This is a genomic window from Mycolicibacterium sp. Y3 (assembly GCF_051188035.1).
GTDB lineage: Bacteria > Actinomycetota > Actinomycetes > Mycobacteriales > Mycobacteriaceae > Mycobacterium > Mycobacterium fluoranthenivorans.
Map to the genome: position 1 here is coordinate 3,122,486 of NZ_JAVQLT010000001.1, position 19,283 is coordinate 3,141,768.

The 19,283-nt window shown below is 68.6% G+C and carries 17 protein-coding genes; 10 read left to right on the forward strand and 7 right to left on the reverse strand.

Annotation, left to right across the window (positions count from 1 at the left end; genetic code table 11):
* Positions 1 to 7: 7 nt before the first annotated feature.
* Positions 8 to 805, forward strand: coding sequence for a nitrilase-related carbon-nitrogen hydrolase (locus QN239_RS15110; RefSeq protein ID WP_499011508.1), 798 nt, complete (start codon positions 8 to 10; stop codon positions 803 to 805).
* 5 nt (positions 806 to 810) lie between these two features.
* Here QN239_RS15110 and QN239_RS15115 read toward each other — a convergent pair whose 3' ends face one another.
* Positions 811 to 2,346 (reverse strand): glycosyltransferase family 39 protein, encoded by a 1,536-nt coding sequence (locus QN239_RS15115; RefSeq protein ID WP_499011509.1) that lies wholly within the window; start codon positions 2,344 to 2,346, stop codon positions 811 to 813.
* Between the two features lie 450 nt (positions 2,347 to 2,796).
* Here QN239_RS15115 and QN239_RS15120 point away from each other — a divergent pair, with 450 nt between their 5' ends.
* From QN239_RS15120 to QN239_RS15130, 3 genes are all read left to right on the forward strand, one after another.
* A complete protein-coding gene (locus QN239_RS15120) occupies positions 2,797 to 3,240 on the forward strand; it encodes a universal stress protein (RefSeq protein WP_090364295.1) in 444 nt (147 codons plus the stop codon).
* A gap of 229 nt (positions 3,241 to 3,469) precedes the next feature.
* On the forward strand, positions 3,470 to 4,384 hold the full coding sequence (locus QN239_RS15125; protein ID WP_499011510.1) for an LLM class F420-dependent oxidoreductase: 915 nt from the start codon (positions 3,470 to 3,472) through the stop codon (positions 4,382 to 4,384).
* 85 nt (positions 4,385 to 4,469) lie between these two features.
* On the forward strand, positions 4,470 to 5,768 hold the full coding sequence (locus QN239_RS15130) for a cytochrome P450 (protein WP_499011512.1): 1,299 nt from the start codon (positions 4,470 to 4,472) through the stop codon (positions 5,766 to 5,768).
* Between the two features lie 15 nt (positions 5,769 to 5,783).
* Here QN239_RS15130 and QN239_RS15135 read toward each other — a convergent pair whose 3' ends face one another.
* Together QN239_RS15135 and QN239_RS15140 are read right to left on the reverse strand one after the other, a co-directional pair.
* The gene (locus QN239_RS15135; protein WP_499011514.1) at positions 5,784 to 6,299 is read right to left on the reverse strand and encodes a DUF427 domain-containing protein; all 516 of its coding nucleotides are present in this window, start codon (positions 6,297 to 6,299) and stop codon (positions 5,784 to 5,786) included.
* A gap of 4 nt (positions 6,300 to 6,303) precedes the next feature.
* Entirely contained in the window at positions 6,304 to 6,996 is a 693-nt protein-coding gene (locus QN239_RS15140) for an MBL fold metallo-hydrolase (protein ID WP_499011516.1), read from the reverse strand.
* An 87-nt stretch (positions 6,997 to 7,083) separates the two neighbouring features.
* Between QN239_RS15140 and uvrA the strand changes: the two genes are divergently transcribed.
* Positions 7,084 to 9,996, forward strand: coding sequence for an excinuclease ABC subunit UvrA (uvrA, locus tag QN239_RS15145; RefSeq protein WP_499011517.1), 2,913 nt, complete (start codon positions 7,084 to 7,086; stop codon positions 9,994 to 9,996).
* On the opposite strand, the gene QN239_RS15150 is transcribed toward uvrA, so the two are convergent.
* Positions 9,986 to 11,152 carry a winged helix DNA-binding domain-containing protein gene (locus tag QN239_RS15150; protein ID WP_499016804.1) on the reverse strand — a complete coding sequence of 389 codons (1,167 nt, stop codon included), beginning with the start codon at positions 11,150 to 11,152 and terminating at the stop codon, positions 9,986 to 9,988. The genes uvrA and QN239_RS15150 overlap by 11 nt on opposite strands.
* Positions 11,148 to 11,453, reverse strand: a complete 306-nt coding sequence (locus tag QN239_RS15155; RefSeq protein ID WP_499011519.1) for a hypothetical protein — start codon at positions 11,451 to 11,453, stop codon at positions 11,148 to 11,150. Before QN239_RS15155 ends, QN239_RS15150 begins: the two co-directional genes overlap by 5 nt.
* A gap of 111 nt (positions 11,454 to 11,564) precedes the next feature.
* On the opposite strand from QN239_RS15155, the gene QN239_RS15160 reads away from it, so the two are divergent.
* The 3 genes from QN239_RS15160 to QN239_RS15170 all read left to right on the forward strand — a co-directional run bounded on the left by QN239_RS15160 (position 11,565) and on the right by QN239_RS15170 (position 15,012).
* Positions 11,565 to 12,059, forward strand: coding sequence for a lipoprotein LpqH (locus QN239_RS15160; protein WP_167162757.1), 495 nt, complete (start codon positions 11,565 to 11,567; stop codon positions 12,057 to 12,059).
* 131 nt (positions 12,060 to 12,190) lie between these two features.
* A complete protein-coding gene (locus QN239_RS15165) occupies positions 12,191 to 13,810 on the forward strand; it encodes a hypothetical protein (protein ID WP_499011521.1) in 1,620 nt (539 codons plus the stop codon).
* Positions 13,792 to 15,012, forward strand: a complete 1,221-nt coding sequence (locus QN239_RS15170; RefSeq protein WP_499011523.1) for a CHAT domain-containing protein — start codon at positions 13,792 to 13,794, stop codon at positions 15,010 to 15,012. Before QN239_RS15165 ends, QN239_RS15170 begins: the two co-directional genes overlap by 19 nt.
* Before the next feature lie 4 nt (positions 15,013 to 15,016).
* Here QN239_RS15170 and QN239_RS15175 read toward each other — a convergent pair whose 3' ends face one another.
* Complete coding sequence (locus tag QN239_RS15175; protein WP_139170281.1) at positions 15,017 to 15,340, reverse strand: hypothetical protein; 324 nt, start codon at positions 15,338 to 15,340, stop codon at positions 15,017 to 15,019.
* 55 nt (positions 15,341 to 15,395) lie between these two features.
* Between QN239_RS15175 and QN239_RS15180 the strand changes: the two genes are divergently transcribed.
* Positions 15,396 to 16,706, forward strand: a complete 1,311-nt coding sequence (locus QN239_RS15180) for a hypothetical protein (RefSeq protein WP_499011525.1) — start codon at positions 15,396 to 15,398, stop codon at positions 16,704 to 16,706.
* Positions 16,703 to 17,791, forward strand: a complete 1,089-nt coding sequence (locus tag QN239_RS15185) for a hypothetical protein (RefSeq protein ID WP_499011527.1) — start codon at positions 16,703 to 16,705, stop codon at positions 17,789 to 17,791. Before QN239_RS15180 ends, QN239_RS15185 begins: the two co-directional genes overlap by 4 nt.
* 45 nt (positions 17,792 to 17,836) lie before the next feature.
* On the opposite strand, the gene QN239_RS15190 is transcribed toward QN239_RS15185, so the two are convergent.
* Positions 17,837 to 19,261 carry an alpha/beta hydrolase gene (locus tag QN239_RS15190; RefSeq protein ID WP_499016805.1) on the reverse strand — a complete coding sequence of 475 codons (1,425 nt, stop codon included), beginning with the start codon at positions 19,259 to 19,261 and terminating at the stop codon, positions 17,837 to 17,839.
* Positions 19,262 to 19,283: the final 22 nt, after the last annotated feature.

Sequence of the window (19,283 nt, forward strand, 5' to 3'; positions counted from 1 at the left end):
TTCGCTGATGACCCGGATCGCGTGCGCACAGATCGCACCCCAGCTCGGAGCCTCCGACGCCAACAGCGGTGTGATCGTCGAGCAGATCCGAGCTGCGGTCACGGCCGGCGCCGATGTCCTCGTCCTTCCGGAGCTCGCCACCTCTGGGTACATGTTCGACGACGCTGACGAGGCCCGGGCGCACGCCCTGCCGGCCACCGCCACGTCGTTCGCGAGCTGGATCGCCGCGGCCGGTGACGCGATCGTCGTCGGCGGCTTCCCGGAGATCGGCTCAGACGGGCTGTTGTACAACAGCGCGGTCATGCTCGACGCCACCGGCGTGCTGGGGTTCTACCGCAAGTCACATCTGTGGGACCGGGAGAAACTGATCTTCACCCCGGGTGCCGCGGTCCCGCAGGTGCTGGCCACCCGGCACGGCGCCATCGCCGTGATGATCTGCTACGACCTGGAATTCCCCGAGCTGACCCGGCCGGTGGCCTTGGCCGGGGCCGAACTGATTGCCGCACCGGTCAATTGGCCGTTGTTCCCGCGACCCGAGGGTGAGCATCCGGGTGAGGTGATCAACGCCATGGCCACCGCGCGGGCCAGTAAGGTGGCCGTCGCCTGCTGTGACCGCACCGGCGTGGAACGTGGCCAGCCGTGGACCGAAGGCAGTGTGGTGGTCTCACCCGACGGGTGGGTACTCGACAGCGTGGGGTCCGGCGCGGGTATCGCCATCGCCGACGTCGATCTTTCGGTCACCCACGACAAATCGTTGACCGATCACGTCGATCTGTTCGGCGACCGGCGCCCCGAACTGTACTGAACCCGTCAGCGGGTGGACTTCACGATCTGCGCGAAGTTGAACTGCCAGCGCTCCACGATGTGGAACCCCATCCGTTCGGGCACCTGGTACGCCGGCGCCCGGCGCAACCGCGGGCCGGGATCCAGGCCCGCGCCGCTCTGGTGGTCCGGCACGGACCCGTCCCGTTGCGACACCGTCCACAGCACGGTGCACTTGCGGACCTGGTCGGCCACCCCCCAAATGCCCAGATGTGCGTCCCAGAGCCGGTTTCGGTCCGCGGCGCGCGTGCCACGGCCCGGGTCCACCAACTTGGCGTAGGCCGCAGGCCGGGCCGCGGTCAGGGGCCGGATCGGGCCTGGCAGCCAGGTGGTGGTGTTGTCCATGATCAGGCAGTCACCGGGTGCGGCGTGCGCGGTGACGATGTCGGCGACCTGGCTGAAATCCATACCCTCCTTCGCGTACGGGCCGCGTTGGCCGACCAGGAAGTTCGGGGTGGCGGCGACGGCGAGCACTGCCACCGCGGCGGTGGCCCGCTCGCGGGTCCGCACGAGGGCCACGATGCACACTCCGAGCAGCAGTGCCATGGCCGGGGCGGTGTAGGTCAGGTAGCGCGGGTAGTAGATCGGTTCGGCCACAGCGGAATACGCCAGCATGACGGCGGTCGGCAATATCACCCACGCCAGCGCGAGCCGGATCAGGGCCTGTGCGCCGGGGTCGGTCGGCCGTAGTCGCCGGAACACCAGCGGGAGAGCCAGAATCGCTGCGGCGCACATGGCGAACGCCAGACTCTGATCGAAGTACTGTTTCTTGAGAATTTCGCCGAATGTGCCGGCCGACAGCGGAGAGATCCAATGCACCTGGGCGATCTGGGTGCGGCAGAAGAACAAGAACGGCGCGACCGCGGTGACCGCTGCGCCGGTCGCGACCGCCCAGGCGACGGCCGGCCGGCGGGCTCTCAGCGTCGCCACATGGGCCGCGTGCACCGGCACCAGCAGCACCATGAAGACATTGAGCACGGTGGCCAGTGCCAGGCCGACGCCGTACCACGCCCATAAACCGGGTCGCCGCCGGCGGGTGGATATGACCAGCAACACCGTCAGCCACACGGCGACCGCGGCGGTCAGCGCGTAGGACCGCGCCTCGATCCCGGCCCACGTCATCCTCGGCAGGATCGCGAACACCACACCCGCGGTGACGGCCGAGGAACGTCCGACGAATTGCCGGGCCAGCGCCACCACCCCGGCGGCGGCGATGCCGACGGCCAGGCAGCTGGAGAATCGGGTCCAGAACTCGGTGGCGGGGAACACCATGAACCACCCGTGCATCAGCAGGTAGTACGCGCCGTGCACCGCATCGATATTGCCCAACAGACCCCACAGCTGGCCGACGGTGCGGGTCCCCGCGGAGATGGTGGCCGCCTCGTCGAACCACAGCGAGGGGCGGGCCGCGCCGGCCGCGCTCACGAATACGGCGAAGACCCCGACCAGGACACCGTCGAGTCCGCCGGTGCGCAACCGGGCAGCCGGATCACGCCGGCCCAGCGTGAGCTGTGACAGTTGCACCTGGCCGACCCCCGTTTTTCGCTGTAGGGCAGAACCGTAATACCCGGCCCGCGGTGCCGCTACCGCATGCCGGTGCGGGTCCGGTGTTCGTCGCCGCGACGGCACCGGCACACGTTCTCGGACAGTGATTTTGCCGCCGACATGTCACGCCATGTCGGGCGGATGTCGATCCTCGACACGGCTGACGTGCCAAACATCGGCGCAGTGAACGAAATTCGGTACCGTTGTGACCCTCGGCAGGGGCCGGGAGGGCTTTGACGCACGTCACGTCCAGCCCATGTCCTGCATCACCAAAAGGCCTGATCCGGACGCCTGACCGATACCATCGGTATTCGAAAGGCGCCAACGGGACGGTGGTCGGCGCGCCGGGTGTCGCGAATCGCGCCCACGGCCGCCGAGCAAAGGGTTACTGTCTGCGTTGGCTTAGCTACTGACACTTGGAGGGCATGAATGAGCGCCTATCGGACCGTGGTCGTCGGCACGGACGGATCTGATTCGTCACTGCGTGCCGTGGAACGCGCCGGAGAGATCGCTGCTGGAGCGGGCGCGAAACTCATCGTCGCGACGGCATACTTCCCGCAGAGCGAAGACCATCACGCCGCCGACGTCCTGAAGGACGAGGGCTACAAGACGACCGGCAACGCCCCGATCTACGCGATCCTCAAGGAAGCGAGCGATCGCGCGAAGGTCGCCGGCGCGAAGGAGATCGAGGAGAAGGCCATCGTCGGGGCACCCGTCGATGCCCTGGTCGACCTGGCCAATGATTCCGGAGCGGATCTGCTGGTGGTCGGCAACGTCGGTCTTTCGACCATCGCGGGCCGGCTTCTGGGCTCGGTACCCGCGAACGTGGCACGCCGGTCGAAGGTCGACGTGCTCATCGTGCACACGTCCTGATATCACGTCCAAGGCCCGGCACACTGCGGTGTGCCGGGCCTTTCGCATCTCCGGCCCTCGATGGACTTTACAAAATTGTGATCAAATGTCACGGTGTCCGAGTGGACGTGCCGTTATCCGAGCAGTGCCGGGCGCTCCGGCGGGACCGTGAACCCGTGAGAATTCCGGCCGGGCAGGACATCTGGCTCTCCGGGCGGCCGGGTCCCTCGCCGACCTCGAGCGGAGTCCGATGAAATTCGCGTTCACGCACCCTATGCACAACCATCCGTACCACCCCGAACTGGTCGGCGGGGCCGGGGTGGCGGCGGTGGCCGTGGCAGCGGAGAAGGCGGGTTTCGGTGGGTTCGGCTTCACCGACCACCCGGCCCCCACCGAGAAATGGCTGCGGGCCGGCGGGCATGACGCCCTGGATCCGTTCGTGGCCATGGGGTTTGCCGCGGCGCACACCACGACCCTGCGGCTGATACCCAATGTGGTGGTGCTGCCGTACCGCAACCCCTTCGTGGTCGCCAAAGCCGGTGCGACGCTCGACCTGTTGTCGGGTGGGCGCTTCACCCTGGCTGTCGGCGTCGGTTACCTCAAGCGTGAATTCATGGCCCTGGGCGTCGATTTCGATGAGCGGGCAGGCCTGGTCGACGAGGCGCTGCAGGTGATCCGGGCCATCTGGACCACCGACGACTACAGCTTCGAAGGCAGGCATTTCACGGCCGCAGGGGTCACCGCTCATCCCCGCCCGGCCGTCGCCCCGCCCATCTGGGTCGGCGGCAACACCGGCGCCGCCAGGCGCCGCGCCGCGCTGTACGGCGACGGCTGGTGCCCGTTTCCCGCACCCGCGGTGCTGGCCCAGACCGCCCGGACGGCATCGCTGGAATCGCTGGCCGAACTCGAAGCGGGGATCGGCGATCTACGGCGGCGTCTGGACGAGACCGGCCGCGATCCGGCGACCGTCGACATCACCTTCAGCAACAACCAGGGCGGTGCACCCGGTGCGGACGGCTTCGACGCCGCCGCCTACCTGGACGGTGTCGCCGCGCTGGCCCACTGCGGTGTCACCTGGATCCAGGTGCAGGTACCCGGTGACAGCCTGGCCCACGCAGTCGAGGCGGTCGAGCAGTTCGGCGAGCAGGTCATCGCCAAGCTCTGAAGACAAAATAAAGTGACTCTGGCGTAGAAATTGCGGACAGACCACTTGTCGCGGTGCCACACTCGGCACTGACGGGAGGTCGACGATGACCGCAACACTGACCCATACCGGAATCCCACCCCGCAGGAACGGTGCGCCACCGCCCGACGTGCCGCTCGGCGATATCGACCTCGGCTCGCTGGCGTTCTGGGAGTGGGACGACGACCTGCGCGACGGTGCTTTCGCCACCCTGCGCCGCGAATCGCCGATCACCTTCTTCGGGGTGCCGGAGTTCGCCGGGTTCCCGTCGGGTGCGGGGCACTGGGCGCTGACCACCTATGACGACGTGCGTCACGCCAGCCGGCACCCCGAGATCTTCAGTTCCAGCCCGACCAGCACCTCGCTGTCGGATGTGCCTGCCGAGATCTCCGAATTCTTCGGCTCGATGATCACCCTCGACGATCCGCGCCACCTGCGGTTACGGGGCATCGTCAACCGGGCCTTCACCCCCAAGGTGGTGGCGCGCATCGAGGACAGTGTGCGCGAGCGGGCCCGCCGGCTGGTCGCGCAGATGGTCGAGCGGCACCCGGACGGCGAGGCGGAATTCGTGTCCGAGGTGGCCGGCCAACTGCCGCTGCAGATCATCTGCGATCTGATGGGCATCCCCGAGGAGGACGAGGCCGAGATCTTCCACTGGACGACGGTGCTGCTCGGCGCGGGCGATGACGAAGTGTCCGGCGACTACGACGAAATCCTGAAGGTGTCAACGAATCTCGCCAACTATGGGATGAATCTGGCCGAGCAACGGCGGGCCAAGCCGGCCGAGGACCTGACCACCAATCTGGTGCAGGCCGAGGTCGACGGCGAGCGGCTGAGCTCCGCGGAGATCGCCTCGTTCTTCATCCTGCTGTCGGCGGCGGGTAACGAGACGACACGCAACGCCATCAGCCACGGCATGGTGGCGCTGACCCGCTATCCCGAACAGCGCGATATCTGGTGGCAGGATTTCGACCGGGTCGCTCCGACGGCGGTCGAGGAGATCGTCCGGTGGGGCTCACCGCTCATCTTCATGCGGCGCAACCTGACCGAAGACATCGAGATGCGTGGTATTCAGATGAAGGCCGGCGACAAGATCTCGATGTGGTACGCCTCGGCCAACCGCGACGAGCAGCGTTTCACCGACCCCTACCGGTTCGACGTGACCCGCGACCCCAACCCGCAGATCGGCTACGGCGCCGGCGGCGCGCACTTCTGTCTGGGGGCCAACCTGGCCCGCCGCGAGGTCCGGGTGGTCTTCGACGAGCTCTACCGCCAGGTTCCCGAGATCGTCGCGACCGGCGAGCCGGCGATCCTGCGGTCGGCCTTCATCCACGGGATCAAGCGGCTGCCGGTGGCATGGGACTGAGCCTGGACCCGCGATTCACCAGCCCATCGATCCGGGGATGCCCTTGAAGGGACCGGTCACCCAGCTGGTGATCCATCCGCCGTAGAAGCCACCGGGCTGCGGCAGGACCTCCTCGCCGTTCACGGTGCAGCGGTCGACATCCGCGGCCATCACCGCGATCGCTCCGGTCAACGGTGCGAAGTCGCGCGTCGGCATGAGATAGGTCCACGCCGCCCGCTCCGCCACGACCGACCCCGACACCAGGTCGTAGTAGCTTGCCGCGCCCTTCCACTCACACCACGTCCGCTCACCCGACGACGCACCCGCCGCGTCCCGCAGCACCCCGTCACCGAATGCCGCGCGGGGCAGGTAGTACGTCGGCGGATGGCTGGTCTCCAGGACCCGCCAGCCCCGGTCGGTCGACGCGATCCGCTCGCCGCCGAGTTCGACGGTGATCGACCCCCGGAACTCTTCCAGCCGGGGCGGGCGTGGGTAGTCCCACACCGATTCCTGACCGGGGCCGGGTTTGTCGGGGACGGGCCAGCTGCTCATCGGGTCACCACCCGCGGGCGCGCCATTCGGCGAGATGGGGCCGCTCGGCACCGAGGGTCGTGTCATCGCCGTGGCCCGGATACACCACGGTCGAATCCGGATAGCGGTCGAACACCTTGGTGGCGACATCACCGAGCAGCCGCTCGAAGTCGCCGTTCTTCCACGTCTTACCGACCCCGCCCGGGAACAGGCAGTCCCCGGTGAACAGATGGGTGACGCCCCCCGTCCCGTCCCCGCCGCGCAGCGCCAGGGCGACCGACCCCTCGGTGTGACCCTGCAGATGAATGACGTCGAAGGTGAGCTCGCCGATACCGATGGTGTCACCGTCGGAGAGGATGCGGTACGGGGTGACGGGTAGCGGTTCGGCGTCCAGCGCGTGCGCGGCGGTCGGTGCACCCGTGGCCTCGGCCACAGCTTGCAGTGCCTGCCAGTGGTCGAGATGCTGGTGGCTGGTGACGATGAGCGAGACCTCGGGGGCATACGTGTCGATCAGCTCGATGAGCCGGTCTGCGTCATTGGCCGCGTCGATGAGCAGGGTTTTCCCGGTTGCGGAACAGGTGATCAGGTAGGCGTTGTTATCCATCGGGCCGACGGATGCCTTGATGATGGTGGCCGCGGGCAGCGTGCGCCGGGCCGCGGTTCCGGGGTCGACGTGACCGGTGTAGTCGTCGCTGACGAGGCTGTGTGGGCTGTTCACAATCCCACGCTAGCGGGCTTGTCGGTGCCGGCACCTAGCATGGGGCCTGGATTCTTGTGCCTTGCGCAGGAACGGAAAGGGTGGAGTGTGTCTGACCGTCTGATCGTCAAGGGTGCGCGCGAGCACAATCTGCGTGGCGTGGACCTTGACCTGCCCCGCGACGCGATGATCGTGTTCACCGGTTTGTCCGGGTCCGGCAAGTCGTCGCTGGCTTTCGACACGATCTTCGCCGAGGGACAGCGCCGCTACGTCGAGTCGTTGTCGGCCTACGCCCGGCAGTTCCTCGGGCAGATGGACAAACCCGATGTCGACTTCATCGAAGGCCTCTCGCCGGCGGTGTCCATAGACCAGAAGTCCACGAACCGCAACCCGCGCTCGACCGTCGGCACCATCACCGAGGTGTACGACTACCTGCGTCTGCTGTACGCCCGGGCCGGCACGCCGCACTGCCCGGTGTGTGGGGAGCGCATCGCGCGGCAGACGCCGCAGCAGATCGTCGACCAGGTGCTGGCCATGGAGGACGGCACCAAGTTCCAGGTGCTCGCGCCGGTGGTGCGTACCCGCAAGGGCGAATTCGTGGATCTCTTCGACAAGCTGAACTCGCAGGGTTACAGCCGGGTGCGGGTGGACGGGGTGGTTCATCCACTGACCGATCCACCCAAGCTGAAGAAACAGGAGAAACACGATATCGAGGTGGTCGTCGACCGCCTCACCGTCAAGGCCAGCAGCAAACAGCGCCTGACCGACTCGGTCGAGACCGCGCTGGGCCTGGCCGACGGGATCGTCGTCCTCGATTTCGTCGACCGCGAAGACGACCACCCGCATCGCGAACAACGCTTCTCCGAGAAGCTGGCCTGCCCCAACGGGCATCCGCTGGCCGTCGACGACCTGGAACCGCGGTCGTTCTCGTTCAACTCGCCCTACGGCGCCTGCCCCGAATGCACCGGGTTGGGCATCAAGAAGGAGGTCGACCCGGAGCTCGTCGTCCCCGACCCGGAGTTGACCCTGGCGGAGGGAGCGGTGGCACCGTGGTCCATGGGCCACACCTCCGAGTACTTCACCCGCATGATGGCCGGCCTCGGCGAGGAGCTCGGCTTCGACGTCGACACCCCGTGGAAGCGGCTTCCGGCCAAGGCGCGCAAGGCCATTCTGGAGGGCTCCGACCACCAGGTGCATGTGCGGTACAAGAACCGCTACGGCCGCACCCGGTCCTACTACGCCGACTTCGAGGGCGTCCTCGCCTTCCTGCAGCGACGGATGGAACAGACCGAGTCCGAGCAGATGAAGGAACGCTACGAGGGCTTCATGCGCGACATTCCGTGCCCGGAATGCGCCGGTACCCGGCTCAAGCCCGAGATCCTCGCGGTGACCCTGGCCGCCGGGACCCACGGTGCCAAGTCCATCGCCGAGGTCGCCGAACTGTCCATCGCCGACTGCGCGGCCTTCCTCAACGCACTCACCCTGGGCACTCGCGAGCAGGCGATCGCCGGGCAGGTGCTCAAGGAGATCCAGTCCCGGCTGGGCTTCCTGCTGGACGTCGGCCTGGAATACCTGTCGCTGTCGCGGGCCGCGGCGACGCTGTCCGGTGGCGAGGCGCAGCGCATCCGGCTGGCCACCCAGATCGGTTCCGGACTGGTGGGCGTGCTGTATGTGCTCGACGAGCCGTCCATCGGTCTGCACCAGCGGGACAACCGCAAGCTGATCGACACCCTGATGCGGCTGCGCAATCTGGGCAATACGTTGATCGTCGTCGAGCACGATCTGGACACCATCGCGCACGCCGACTGGGTGGTCGACATCGGCCCGTATGCAGGTGAGCACGGCGGCCGGATCGTGCACAGTGGTTCGTACGCGGACCTGCTGAAGAACCCGGAATCGCTTACCGGAGCCTATCTTTCGGGTAAGGAGAGCATCGAGGTCCCGGCCATTCGCCGGCCCGTGGACCGTAAACGTCAGCTCACCGTGGTGGGTGCGCGCGAGCACAACCTCAAAGAGGTCGACGTGGCCTTCCCCCTGGGGGTGCTGACCTCGGTCACCGGGGTGTCGGGGTCGGGGAAGTCCACCCTGGTCAACGACATCCTGGCGACGGTGCTGGCGAACAAGCTCAACGGCGCGCGTCAGGTCCCGGGCCGGCACACCCGGATCAACGGGATCGACCAACTGGACAAGCTGGTCCGCGTCGACCAGTCGCCGATCGGTCGCACCCCGCGGTCCAACCCGGCCACTTACACCGGGGTGTTCGACAAGATCCGCACCCTGTTCGCCGCGACCACCGAGGCCAAGGTGCGCGGGTACCAGCCGGGCCGGTTCTCGTTCAACGTCAAAGGCGGCCGCTGCGAAGCGTGTTCGGGCGACGGCACGCTGAAGATCGAGATGAACTTCCTGCCCGATGTGTATGTGCCGTGCGAGGTGTGCCACGGCGCCCGGTACAACCGGGAGACCCTCGAGGTGCACTACAAGGGCAAGACCATCTCCGAGGTGCTCGACATGCCGATCGAGGAGGCCACCGAGTTCTTCGAGCCGATCTCCTCGATCCACCGCTACCTCAAGACACTCGTGGATGTCGGGCTCGGCTATGTGCGGCTGGGACAGCCGGCGCCCACGCTGTCCGGTGGTGAGGCGCAACGGGTGAAGCTGGCGGCCGAACTGCAGAAGCGGTCCACCGGCCGCACCGTCTACATCCTCGACGAGCCCACCACCGGTCTGCACTTCGAGGACATCCGCAAGTTGCTCAAGGTGATCAACGGTCTTGTCGACAAGGGCAATTCGGTCATCGTGATCGAGCACAACCTGGATGTCATCAAGACCTCGGACTGGATCGTCGATATGGGACCCGAAGGGGGTGCGGGTGGCGGCACCGTCGTCGCGCAGGGCACCCCTGAGGATGTGGCGGCCACGCCGGAGAGCTACACCGGGCAGTTCCTCGCGGAGATGCTGGGTGTGCCGGCGCCGGTATCCGCGCCTGCCCCGAGCCGGAAGCGGCGCAAGGTCAGCGCGTAGCGGATTTCGTCAGCGGGGAGGGGAACCGCGGTTTCACCCGCACCCCGTCCAGCCAAGTGGTGAGCTCGTCGGCCTTGTGCTGCAGAGTTTTCCGTGCGTCCTTGGTGACATCCGCCGTCAACTGCAGGTGCACCCGGCCGCCGTCGTCGTGCGCCCAGCCGCCCACCACGTGGCCATCCACCCAGGCGGTCGGCCCGGCATTGCCGTAGCGGTCGAACACCTGCTCGCGGTGACCGTCCAGGTACCAGTCGCGGTCGAACCAGCCCATGGTGGTGACATCCAGGCCGGGCAGCAACGCGCACCACGGTTCGACCGCAGGCTCGGGCTCCAGGTCATCGGGCAGCACCACACCGGGGGTGCCGTGCAGATCCACCTGCACCGCACCAACCTCGGCCAGGGCGCGCCGCGTCCACGTCAGGGTGTGGCCGAACCACCACGCGATATCTGCGACGGTGGCCGGCCCGAAGGCGCGCAACCACGTGCGGACCAGCTCGGTTCCGGCCGAATCGGCGTCGGCGGACGCACCGTCACCCAGCCAGGCCGTCCGCGACGCCCATAGCGGCCGCGATGTCGTCCACGCGCCGGTGTTCGGGCCACGGACGATATCGCCGCGCACCGACAGCACCGTCAGCACCCGGGGTGACACCGGCGTCGCTCCGCCCCAGGGTTTTCCGGGTGCGGGGTCGTAGCTGCCCGCGAGCTCGGGCAGGGTAGTGCGCAGCTGGGCCGTACCGGTCGGTCCGTGGGTGTCCAGATATGCCAGTACCGCCGCGCACGCGGTGTCCAGCCACGCCGCGCCGTCCGCGGCGATCCCGCCCTTCTCGATATCGGCGATCAGCTTGCGTCGTTCGTTGGCCGCCACCCGGTCGCTGGCCGCCGCCTGCACCGCGGCCAGACTCTCGGAGCCGACCACCCACAGGGTGCGGCGCATCGCGAGATGTTTGACCAGGGACCGCCGCTCGTACAACGCACTGTCGAGATCGGCGACGGTGAATTCCGGCATCCGCGCCCACAACGACAGATAAGGGGTCGCCGGATCGCTGGAGTGCAGGCCGACCAGTGCCGAGGAGACGCTCTCCGCGCTGCTGCCGCGCGAGGCCAGGAAGTGCCGTCGGGCCAGCCGGGCGCGCCGCTCCTCGACCGTGAAGGACCTAATCGTCACCACCGGCACGGGGTTTCTCGGGCTGATCCATCGACTCCCGGATCTGGCGCAGGCGTTCGGCAGCGGCTTCCTGACGCTTCTCGTACTGCTCGGCCGCCGAGCGGCCCTCGGGGGTCGCCTCGGCCAGTTCGGTGGCTCCGATTGCGGTGCCGAACCTGTTCTCGATCTTCTCCCGGACCGACTCGAAGGTCGGTACACCGCTGGGGTCGTACCCGGGATCAGGCGGGGTGGCGGGCAGCACCGGTGCCGGTGGCACGGGTTCCGGCGGGACGGAAGGCTGCTGCTCATCGGCCATATCGCCACGATACCCACCGCGAAGTTTGGGATCGGTAGCAATGACGCCCGGATGTACTTCTCCCACGCCGCGCCACCGGGGCGCCGGGCGAAACGAAGGGACTCACACGTTATGACGAAGAATCGCGTTCTGGTTGCAGGCATCGGAATGGTCGCGGCCGCCGCGGTACTGGTCGGCTGCTCCGATGACAGCTCATCCAAGGGCAGCACGCCGTCGGCCAACAACGGCAGCACCCAGGTCAGCTCGGGTGGTGGCACCGAGGTCAAGGTCGAGGGCCAGGACCTGTCCGGCCTGGACGTCAAGACGGTGACCTGCGTCAAGCAGGGCGGCAAGATCAACATCGCCAGCGGCGCCATCGGCGGCCAGCAGGGCCTGGGCGTCGTGATGACCGACGAGGCAACTCCGAAGGTCGAGTCGCTGGGCCTGGTGGTGGACGGGAACGCCCTCGCCGTGGCCTCCATGGGCGGTGCGAACACCGGTTCGGCAGATGTGAAGGTGGACGGCAGCACCTACACCATCACCGGTGAAGCCGCCGGCGCCGACCTGAAGAACCCCATGGCCGGGATGATCAGCAAGAAGTTCGAGATCAAGGTCACCTGCAACTGATCGTCCACCGTCGGGGCGAGCGAAGCGACGGGAAAAAGACCCGGGGCGAGCGAAGCGACCCGAAGATCCCCGGTGGCGGCGGGCGCGCCTGGCGCGCCCGCCGTCTTCGGTGGCCCACTTATGATGGCCCGATGTCGATACCCGACGACCTGGAGCGGGCCCGGCGGCTGGCCTTCGCCTCCGATGAACTCGGGGCCAAAGAGCTGTTGCTCTCGCTGATGGCGCCGATCGAGACGGCCGACCGGGACGACCTGATGCTGGAGGTTCTCGCTCAGCTCGGCGAGATCTACCTGGTGCGGACGGCTTACGACGGAGTCACCGAAGCCATGAAACGTATCGACGACTGCCTACAGACCTATCGTGGCATCCGGGCGGGTACGCGGCCCGAGGACGCAGCGCAGGTCACCATGACCACGGCCGAAATCGACCACATGATCTGCCGTTACACCCGGCGCGCCCGGTTTCTGCAGACTGGTTTGGCCGCCGCACACGGTGAGCACGAGGCGGCCGCGGCCGCACTACACCAGCTGGCCGAGGATCCCGGCAGGTTCGACGACCTGACCGCCGAGCATGCGTACCTGGTGACCCATGCCCGCATCCTGTGCGCGGCCGCCCTGTGTGATGACGATCTTCATGTCCAGTCACTTCCCTTGTGGGAGAAAGTGTTCGATGCCCTGGACGGACCGGGGGACGGCACCGAATTCGACGACACCCTGCGTGTCCTGGCCGGCACCGGCTACGGACGTTTCTGTGTCGAGACGGGCCGCCTGACCGAGGCCGAACCCTGGCTGCGCCGGGCCGGGGCCCGCGCCCTTGCACGTGGGTGGGATCTCGCCACGGCCAGAACCGAATTGGAGCGCGCCACCGCGGCGTGGGCGGCGGGGGACCGGGCTCGCGCGCAAGATCTGGTGCACGGCGCCTATCCGGTCATCGCCGAACATGCCCGCGCGCATGATGTCTCGCGCAGCTGGCTGTACTTCGGCCTGATCAGCATCTCGGTGGGAGCCCTCGACGACGCCGACGAGCGTCTCAGCCATGCCGAACGGCACTGGCGTGAGATCGAAAAGCCGCTGCACGTCCACCGAATCCTGGTGCAGCGCAGCTGGGTCGACATCCTGCGCGGTGACTTCGCCGCTGCCGGCGACCGTGTCGCGGAGGCGCGTGAGCTACTCGACAGCTGGCCCAGGAGCAGCTGGCTGCAGTATGCGCGGCTCGACGACCATCTCGGATCGATCCTGCGGGCGGAGGCGCTCGCGGACACGGAGACCGCCGAGGGGAAGTTCGCGCGGGCCGCCGATCTCAAGGTGCCGGCCGCGCTGGCCGTCGACACGGTGCGGCACACCATTGCCGACGCCGACGCCCGGATGAGATGGGCCACCCACGTCTCGGGCCGCCTGCTGGCTGGGGCATTCGCCGTCGCGTGGGAATGGGGTAACACCGGCCTGGTCAGCGAGCTCATCGAATACCATTGCGCGCGGGGCGCATTCAGCGTTCCGCAATCACCACTGACGATGGGTTGGGCGGACACCGCGACCGCGGCGGTGCCCGTCGACGACGCCGACGAATACGCGTTGGTCGCGTCCGGGCCGGGATCGACGGCCGGGGGAGCGCTCACCAGGCTCGGCCCGCTACCGCCGTTGCGGATGGACCCGGCCACGGGGCCGGTCCTGGCGCGCTACCGCGAACTCGCGCAACAGCGGTACGGCAAGACCGTCACCTCTGCCGAAGCCGAATGGTCCACCTGGCCATGAGCGAAACCACCCTGGTACTGCGCTACGCCGACGTCGGCGTAGCCACCTACGGCAGCCTTCGCGTCGTCGGGCAACCGGACCGAACCGTCACCTGGGTGCTCGACGAGCCCGCCCTCGGTGCGGTGCGCGACCGGCTCGGCGAGGCGCTGCCCGACCCGCGTCCGGGCGAGACGATCCGGACAGCGCTCGAACGTGCCCTCACCGCCGGGGCGTTCGCGGCGCCGGCGGCCGAGCAGGAGATGGCCGAACTCCTCGGCGCGGGGCTGATCCCGGCCGCCGGCTGGGAGTTGATCGTCGCTGCCGCGGGGGACGTGCCGGCCACGCTCTTCGTCGCGCCGACCGCGGGGCTGGCCCAGGTGCCGTGGGTGGCGCTGGCGATGCCGGACGCACCGGGGCGACGGCTGATCGAACTCGCCGACATCCTGTTGGCCGCGCCGCCCAACATCGCCAACGCCCCGCGAAAGCCGGCGAGCTGGGCGCAGCGGTGCGATAACGCGGCACTGCTGATCCTCGACCCGCGCGTGCCCGGCCAGCGACCGGACTCCGCGCTCGGCTCGGTCCTCGGCCGGCCCGACCCCACCGGTCCGCTGACCCGCCACTTCGCGCAGCGCCGGGCCCACCGCGACGTGCTACCCCAGGTGGAGTCGACGGTCGAGCTGTTCCGCAGCACGCAAGCCGACCGCAGGTGGTTCGCCGGCCAGCTCGCGGCGGCGCCGAGCCGATTGTTGTTCGTCGGCCATGCCACCGCCGCCGACGGTGAGGGCGGCCACGCCGACCGCGCATCGGTGCATCTGGCCGACGCCAGTCCGCTGTCGGCCGCGGACCTGATGACCGCGCAGTTGCCGATCCCGCCGCGGGCGGCGCTGCTGGCCTGCTCCTCGGGTGGCGACTACCGGTTCGATGAGGCGACCGGACTGGTCGCGGCACTCATCCTCGGCGGTGCCGTGCTCGTCACGGCGACGCTGTGGTCATTGCCCACCGCCGCCGGCTACCGCCAGTTCAGTTGCACCGCAACGGAATCCATCGATCCGATGGCCGAAGTCGTCATCGCCGTCGACTCCGCGCACGAAGCGGACGACGCTGGCCGGGCGGTCAACGCATGGCAACGCGCCCAGCTGATCCGCTGGCGCGACGGTGACGGTGCCGCGAGCCCGCTGTACTGGGCCGCCCTTGCCACCTTCGCGGTGGACGGTGCGCGATGAGCCCTCAACGCGGGTCCGGGGCGGCGACCGCGACCGACGACTCGTCGCCGGGACGGTAGTAGGTGTCGACGATGCTGCCAGGAGTGAAGCTCGCCAACGACGCTTCGGGAATCATCGTCGTCTCGCGGGCCGCGAACTGTCCGCCGTCGGGACGGGTGACCATGATGTCGAGTTCAACCTCGTGGCAGTCCGCGCAGAAGTCGCCGGTGAGGCGCAACCCGACGATCACGCCGCGGGATCGCACCATGGCGGTCGTCGGGACCAGCAGGACCGCGGCCGTTCCGCCGAACAGGAAGCTGAAGAACACCAGGGTTGGCAGGCTGAGCATGCGTTCACCCTGGACGACCTGCACGGCTACCGAACCCAACTTCTATCCTGTTGCGATGAGCGCAGCCCCCGATACGCCGGTGGCCGTGCGGCAGCCCCGCCGCGCGGTGATCGAACAGGCGTGGCGCGCCATCGGTGCCGGCGTGGAGGTGCTCAGCGCCGACGACGGCGGACCGTTGAGCCGGACGGTCAAACGGATCATCGATCCGCTGGTGCTGCGTCTGCGCTCCAACACCAGGTATTCGGCGCCGTTCGTGACGCCGGACGTCGCCGCCGAGATCCACGACGCGATCGTCGGCCACGCCGATACGCTGCGCGCCACCGCACGGTGGTTCGACACGCTCAAGCGGGAACGCCGCAGACAGCGCATCACCACGGGCAACGCCCAGGAACTCTATTTCCCGCTGTGTTTCGAACTCGCGGTCACCAAGGGTGCACCGTCGGACGAGGACCTGGCGGGCGCGGGAATTCTGCTGCGCGACATCCACTCCGACCGCGATCGCACGGCGATCGAGGTACTCAACCGCCACATCGGGGACGACGCCGTGGTGGCGGCGTTGACGGCCCAGCTGGCCCGCAGCTGGCGCGATGTCCGAGCGGGCAACGAGATCACCGGCCCCTTCCTGGCCGGGCTGGGCACCGTGCTCGGCAGTGTCGACGGGCACAACGCCGCGGTGGCCCGACAGCGGGTGTGGTCGGCCTTGGTGGCCGACGCGACCCCGTACAACCTCGGGGCCGCGGCACATTCGGCCGGCGCCGAACTGCCCTGGTCGATCGTCGATCTGGGGCTGAGTTCCGCTGCACCGCAACAATGTCCGACCATCGCCGGCGGTGAGCGGGAACGCCCGCTGGACCGCAGCGTCGTCGACCGCGTGCGGGCGACGCTACGCCGGGCCCTGGCCCGCGACGAACTGCCCGATGTGCCGTTGTTGTGCGCCGAAGAGGTGGATCGCGCCTGTTCACCGTGGGGCCTACTGGGCGAGGACAAGCAGGCGACGCTGATCGCCGGTATCGAGATCGCCGTCGATCTTGCGCCGCTCGACGAGACGACGCAGGCCCGTCATGACCTGTCGCGCCAGATCCAGGCCAGGCTCCGCAAAGAGGCCTATGTGCTGCACGCGCGGCGCTATCTGGCCGGCGACGCCCCGATCCATCCGCGCCAGCAGCTGATCGTCGACGAACTCGCCGCATTCTGCCGACCGTATCTGAACCGGTTGTGGGCCCGCCTGCACGGCCGCGACGTCTGGCAGGAGCCGTGTTCCGACGTCGATGACATCCGTGAGCTGCTGGAGGGCGTATCGCGTTCGGTCAGCCTGGACCACCGTCAGCGGATCAAAGCCATGCTCGAAGCGCAGGACCTGTCATGAGGTTCGTCGAGGAATCCGGCTTGTGGGCCACCGGACCGGCGCCCGCGCCGGTGCCGCTCACCACCGTGCTGGAGGTCGCGGGCGCCGTGTTGTCCTGGCCGGTGGACCGCCCAGCCGCCGACGTGCACCTCGCCTTCACGGATCCGGCGCGCGCCGACTGGCTCTGGCGGGTGGTCGGGGAGCGTGGGCACGATGCGATCGCCCGCGCGCTCGAGGCAGCCGCCGGAGATCCGGTCGACATCGGGGACGTGACCTTCGACGCTGCGGCACTGGAACCGTTGCGGCGCTTGGCGCTGGGACACTGGCTGCGCCGATGGTGGCCGGCCAGTAGCCGCGACGGTATCGCCGAACTCGATCCGGCGATCCTCGCCGGCGAACTGGCGCTTCTGACGACGGCCGCCGAGGCGTATTTCGCCGACGACACCTTCGACTCGGACGTGGCCGAGCTGCTGGGCCCGCACGTCGCCATGCTCGAAGCGCACGCCGCGCTCGGTGACCCTCGGGTCGGCGAGATCGCCCGCGCCTGCGCTGAATTGGCCGAGGATATCGGGGCCGCCGGGGTCGTCCCCGTCGCCCCGGTACGGGTGGGTCGCCGAGACGACTACGCGCTCGTAGCCGGCGCAGACCGAACCGGCCCGGCGGCGTCAGGTATCGCCGCAGGCGTGACGTCGGTGAGCTGGGCGGCCGTCCCGGCCGGCATCTTCGATGCGGCCGAGGGCACGGTGGACTGGCGAGTGGTATCCGACGGAGCGGTCGTCACCGTGATCGTGCGGGCGGAGCTGGCCGGCCCGGGCTCACCCGCGGGTATCGCGGTGCGGGTCGCCGCGGGAGAGCTCAGTGGCTCCGGGCTGCTGGACGGCACCGGGTCCGCGACGATCCCGTTGTTCGACGACCGCGGCGCGCCGGTGACGGAATCGGAGGCCTGGGGCCGCGATTGGCGGGACACCGCCGTGACGGTCGGAGGCGGTGTCACCGAGACGGCGCAGGAGCGCGAACGGGTCCGGGCCATGGTGCGCGACCGGCTGCGCCGGCCGGGGCCGGACGCATTCCTGGCCGAGATCCTGGCTGCCGAAGCCGACTTCTGAGCCACGGTGACCGTCAGCGGGTCACCCTCGAGAAGCGCCGGACGGTCAGCGCGCGGCGGCCTGTAGGGTCGGCGGTCCCGAGCGGGGGAGCGGGATCCGCTGCACCCCCGGCGTGCCGATCTGGCCGGCCAGCCAGGGCAGGGCAGTGTCGAAGGCGCGTGCGGCGAACGGCCAGTCATGCTTGCCCGGCTGGATGATCACCGCGCAGTCGATTCCGTTGGTGGACCCCAGCCCGCACAACGACTGGGCGGCCAGCGCCTGGTCGCTGGGGTGCGACGCCTGGTTGCCGGGGGGCGAGCCCGCGTCGTTGACCGCGAACCAGCCGGCGATACCGGAGTACCGGCCGTGCCGGTTCATCACCGCGCTGGGGTCGAAGGACGCGTACTGGGCGATGTTTCCACCGAACAGTCGATCGATGGTCTGCGCCTTGGTGCCCGAATTTGGGCTGATATCGCCGGCGATGTCCTCGAACACCGAGAACATGTCCGGATGCATCACCGTCAGGTCGACGGCGCAGGTACCGCCCATCGACCAGCCCACCGAGCCCCAATTGGCCGGGTTCGCGCTCACCCCGAACTTCGCGATCATGGCAGGCACCACATCTTTGGTGAGATGGTCGGCGGCCTTGCCGCGGCGCCCGTTCACACATTCGGTGTCGTTGTTGAAGGCACCGCCGGAGTCGACGAACACGAGCACCGGCGCGTTGCCGTCGTGCGCGGCGGCGAACCGGTCGACCACCCGGATGGCGTCGCCGGCGCGCAGCCAGTCCGCCGGCGTGTTGAACTCACCGCCGATCATCATCAGGGTGGGCAACTTCGGCGGCGGGTTGGACGCGTACCAGGCCGGCGGCAGGTACACGAGTTCGCCGCGATGCTTGAACCCCGAGCCGGCGTCGCCGGTGTCGATCGGCACCACGGTGCCGTTGGCCGGGATGACGCGGTCGTGCTGCATCGCGGTGACCGTCGCCATATCGGTCTGGTCCGGCAGCGGGCCCTCGGTGAGTTGACTCCAGGCCGTCTGCATCGTCGGGAAATAGCCGACCCACAAGTTCAGCGACAAGGCCGCGCACAGGGCGCACAGGGGGACCGCCAGCGCGGTGGTGCCCCGACGCCACCAACTGGTACGCCGCCAGCCCGTCACCAGGACGGCGGCGACGAAACCGATCAGGCCCACCCAGATCCACAAGGCGTGCGGGGCGGGGTCACCGGCCAGCCCCTGGCTGCCGATGTACCAGTGCACGACGGTAGCCAACGCGATCCCGACCACCAGTGACACCGGTAGTCCCAGCCGATGCCAGCGTCTGCTGCGCCAGCCCACGGCGGCGATGACGACGACCGCCGCGAGTAGTTGGGCGAGCACCGGAAGCCAACCGTGCATCAGCGAAATACGGTGCAGGATCGAATCATTCGCATCGGCCAGAATCAGGGGCGAGCGAAGCGACGGGGAATGAGAGAGTGCGGCGCCCGTCATCGTCGGAGGTGTCACGCCTCCA

What these genes read in the sequence shown, in the direction of transcription:
- QN239_RS15110 (WP_499011508.1), top strand. Translation starts at nt 8, where the DNA reads ATGACCCGGATCGCGTGCGCACAGATCGCACCCCAGCTCGGAGCCTCC.
- QN239_RS15120 (WP_090364295.1), top strand. Translation starts at nt 2,797, where the DNA reads ATGAGCGCCTATCGGACCGTGGTCGTCGGCACGGACGGATCTGATTCG.
- QN239_RS15125 (WP_499011510.1), top strand. Translation starts at nt 3,470, where the DNA reads ATGAAATTCGCGTTCACGCACCCTATGCACAACCATCCGTACCACCCC.
- QN239_RS15130 (WP_499011512.1), top strand. Translation starts at nt 4,470, where the DNA reads ATGACCGCAACACTGACCCATACCGGAATCCCACCCCGCAGGAACGGT.
- QN239_RS15135 (WP_499011514.1), bottom strand. Translation starts at nt 6,299, where the DNA reads ATGAGCAGCTGGCCCGTCCCCGACAAACCCGGCCCCGGTCAGGAATCG.
- QN239_RS15155 (WP_499011519.1), bottom strand. Translation starts at nt 11,453, where the DNA reads ATGGCCGATGAGCAGCAGCCTTCCGTCCCGCCGGAACCCGTGCCACCG.
- QN239_RS15160 (WP_167162757.1), top strand. Translation starts at nt 11,565, where the DNA reads ATGACGAAGAATCGCGTTCTGGTTGCAGGCATCGGAATGGTCGCGGCC.
- QN239_RS15165 (WP_499011521.1), top strand. Translation starts at nt 12,191, where the DNA reads ATGTCGATACCCGACGACCTGGAGCGGGCCCGGCGGCTGGCCTTCGCC.
- QN239_RS15170 (WP_499011523.1), top strand. Translation starts at nt 13,792, where the DNA reads ATGGTCCACCTGGCCATGAGCGAAACCACCCTGGTACTGCGCTACGCC.
- QN239_RS15175 (WP_139170281.1), bottom strand. Translation starts at nt 15,340, where the DNA reads ATGCTCAGCCTGCCAACCCTGGTGTTCTTCAGCTTCCTGTTCGGCGGA.
- QN239_RS15180 (WP_499011525.1), top strand. Translation starts at nt 15,396, where the DNA reads ATGAGCGCAGCCCCCGATACGCCGGTGGCCGTGCGGCAGCCCCGCCGC.
- QN239_RS15185 (WP_499011527.1), top strand. Translation starts at nt 16,703, where the DNA reads ATGAGGTTCGTCGAGGAATCCGGCTTGTGGGCCACCGGACCGGCGCCC.
- QN239_RS15190 (WP_499016805.1), bottom strand. Translation starts at nt 19,261, where the DNA reads ATGACGGGCGCCGCACTCTCTCATTCCCCGTCGCTTCGCTCGCCCCTG.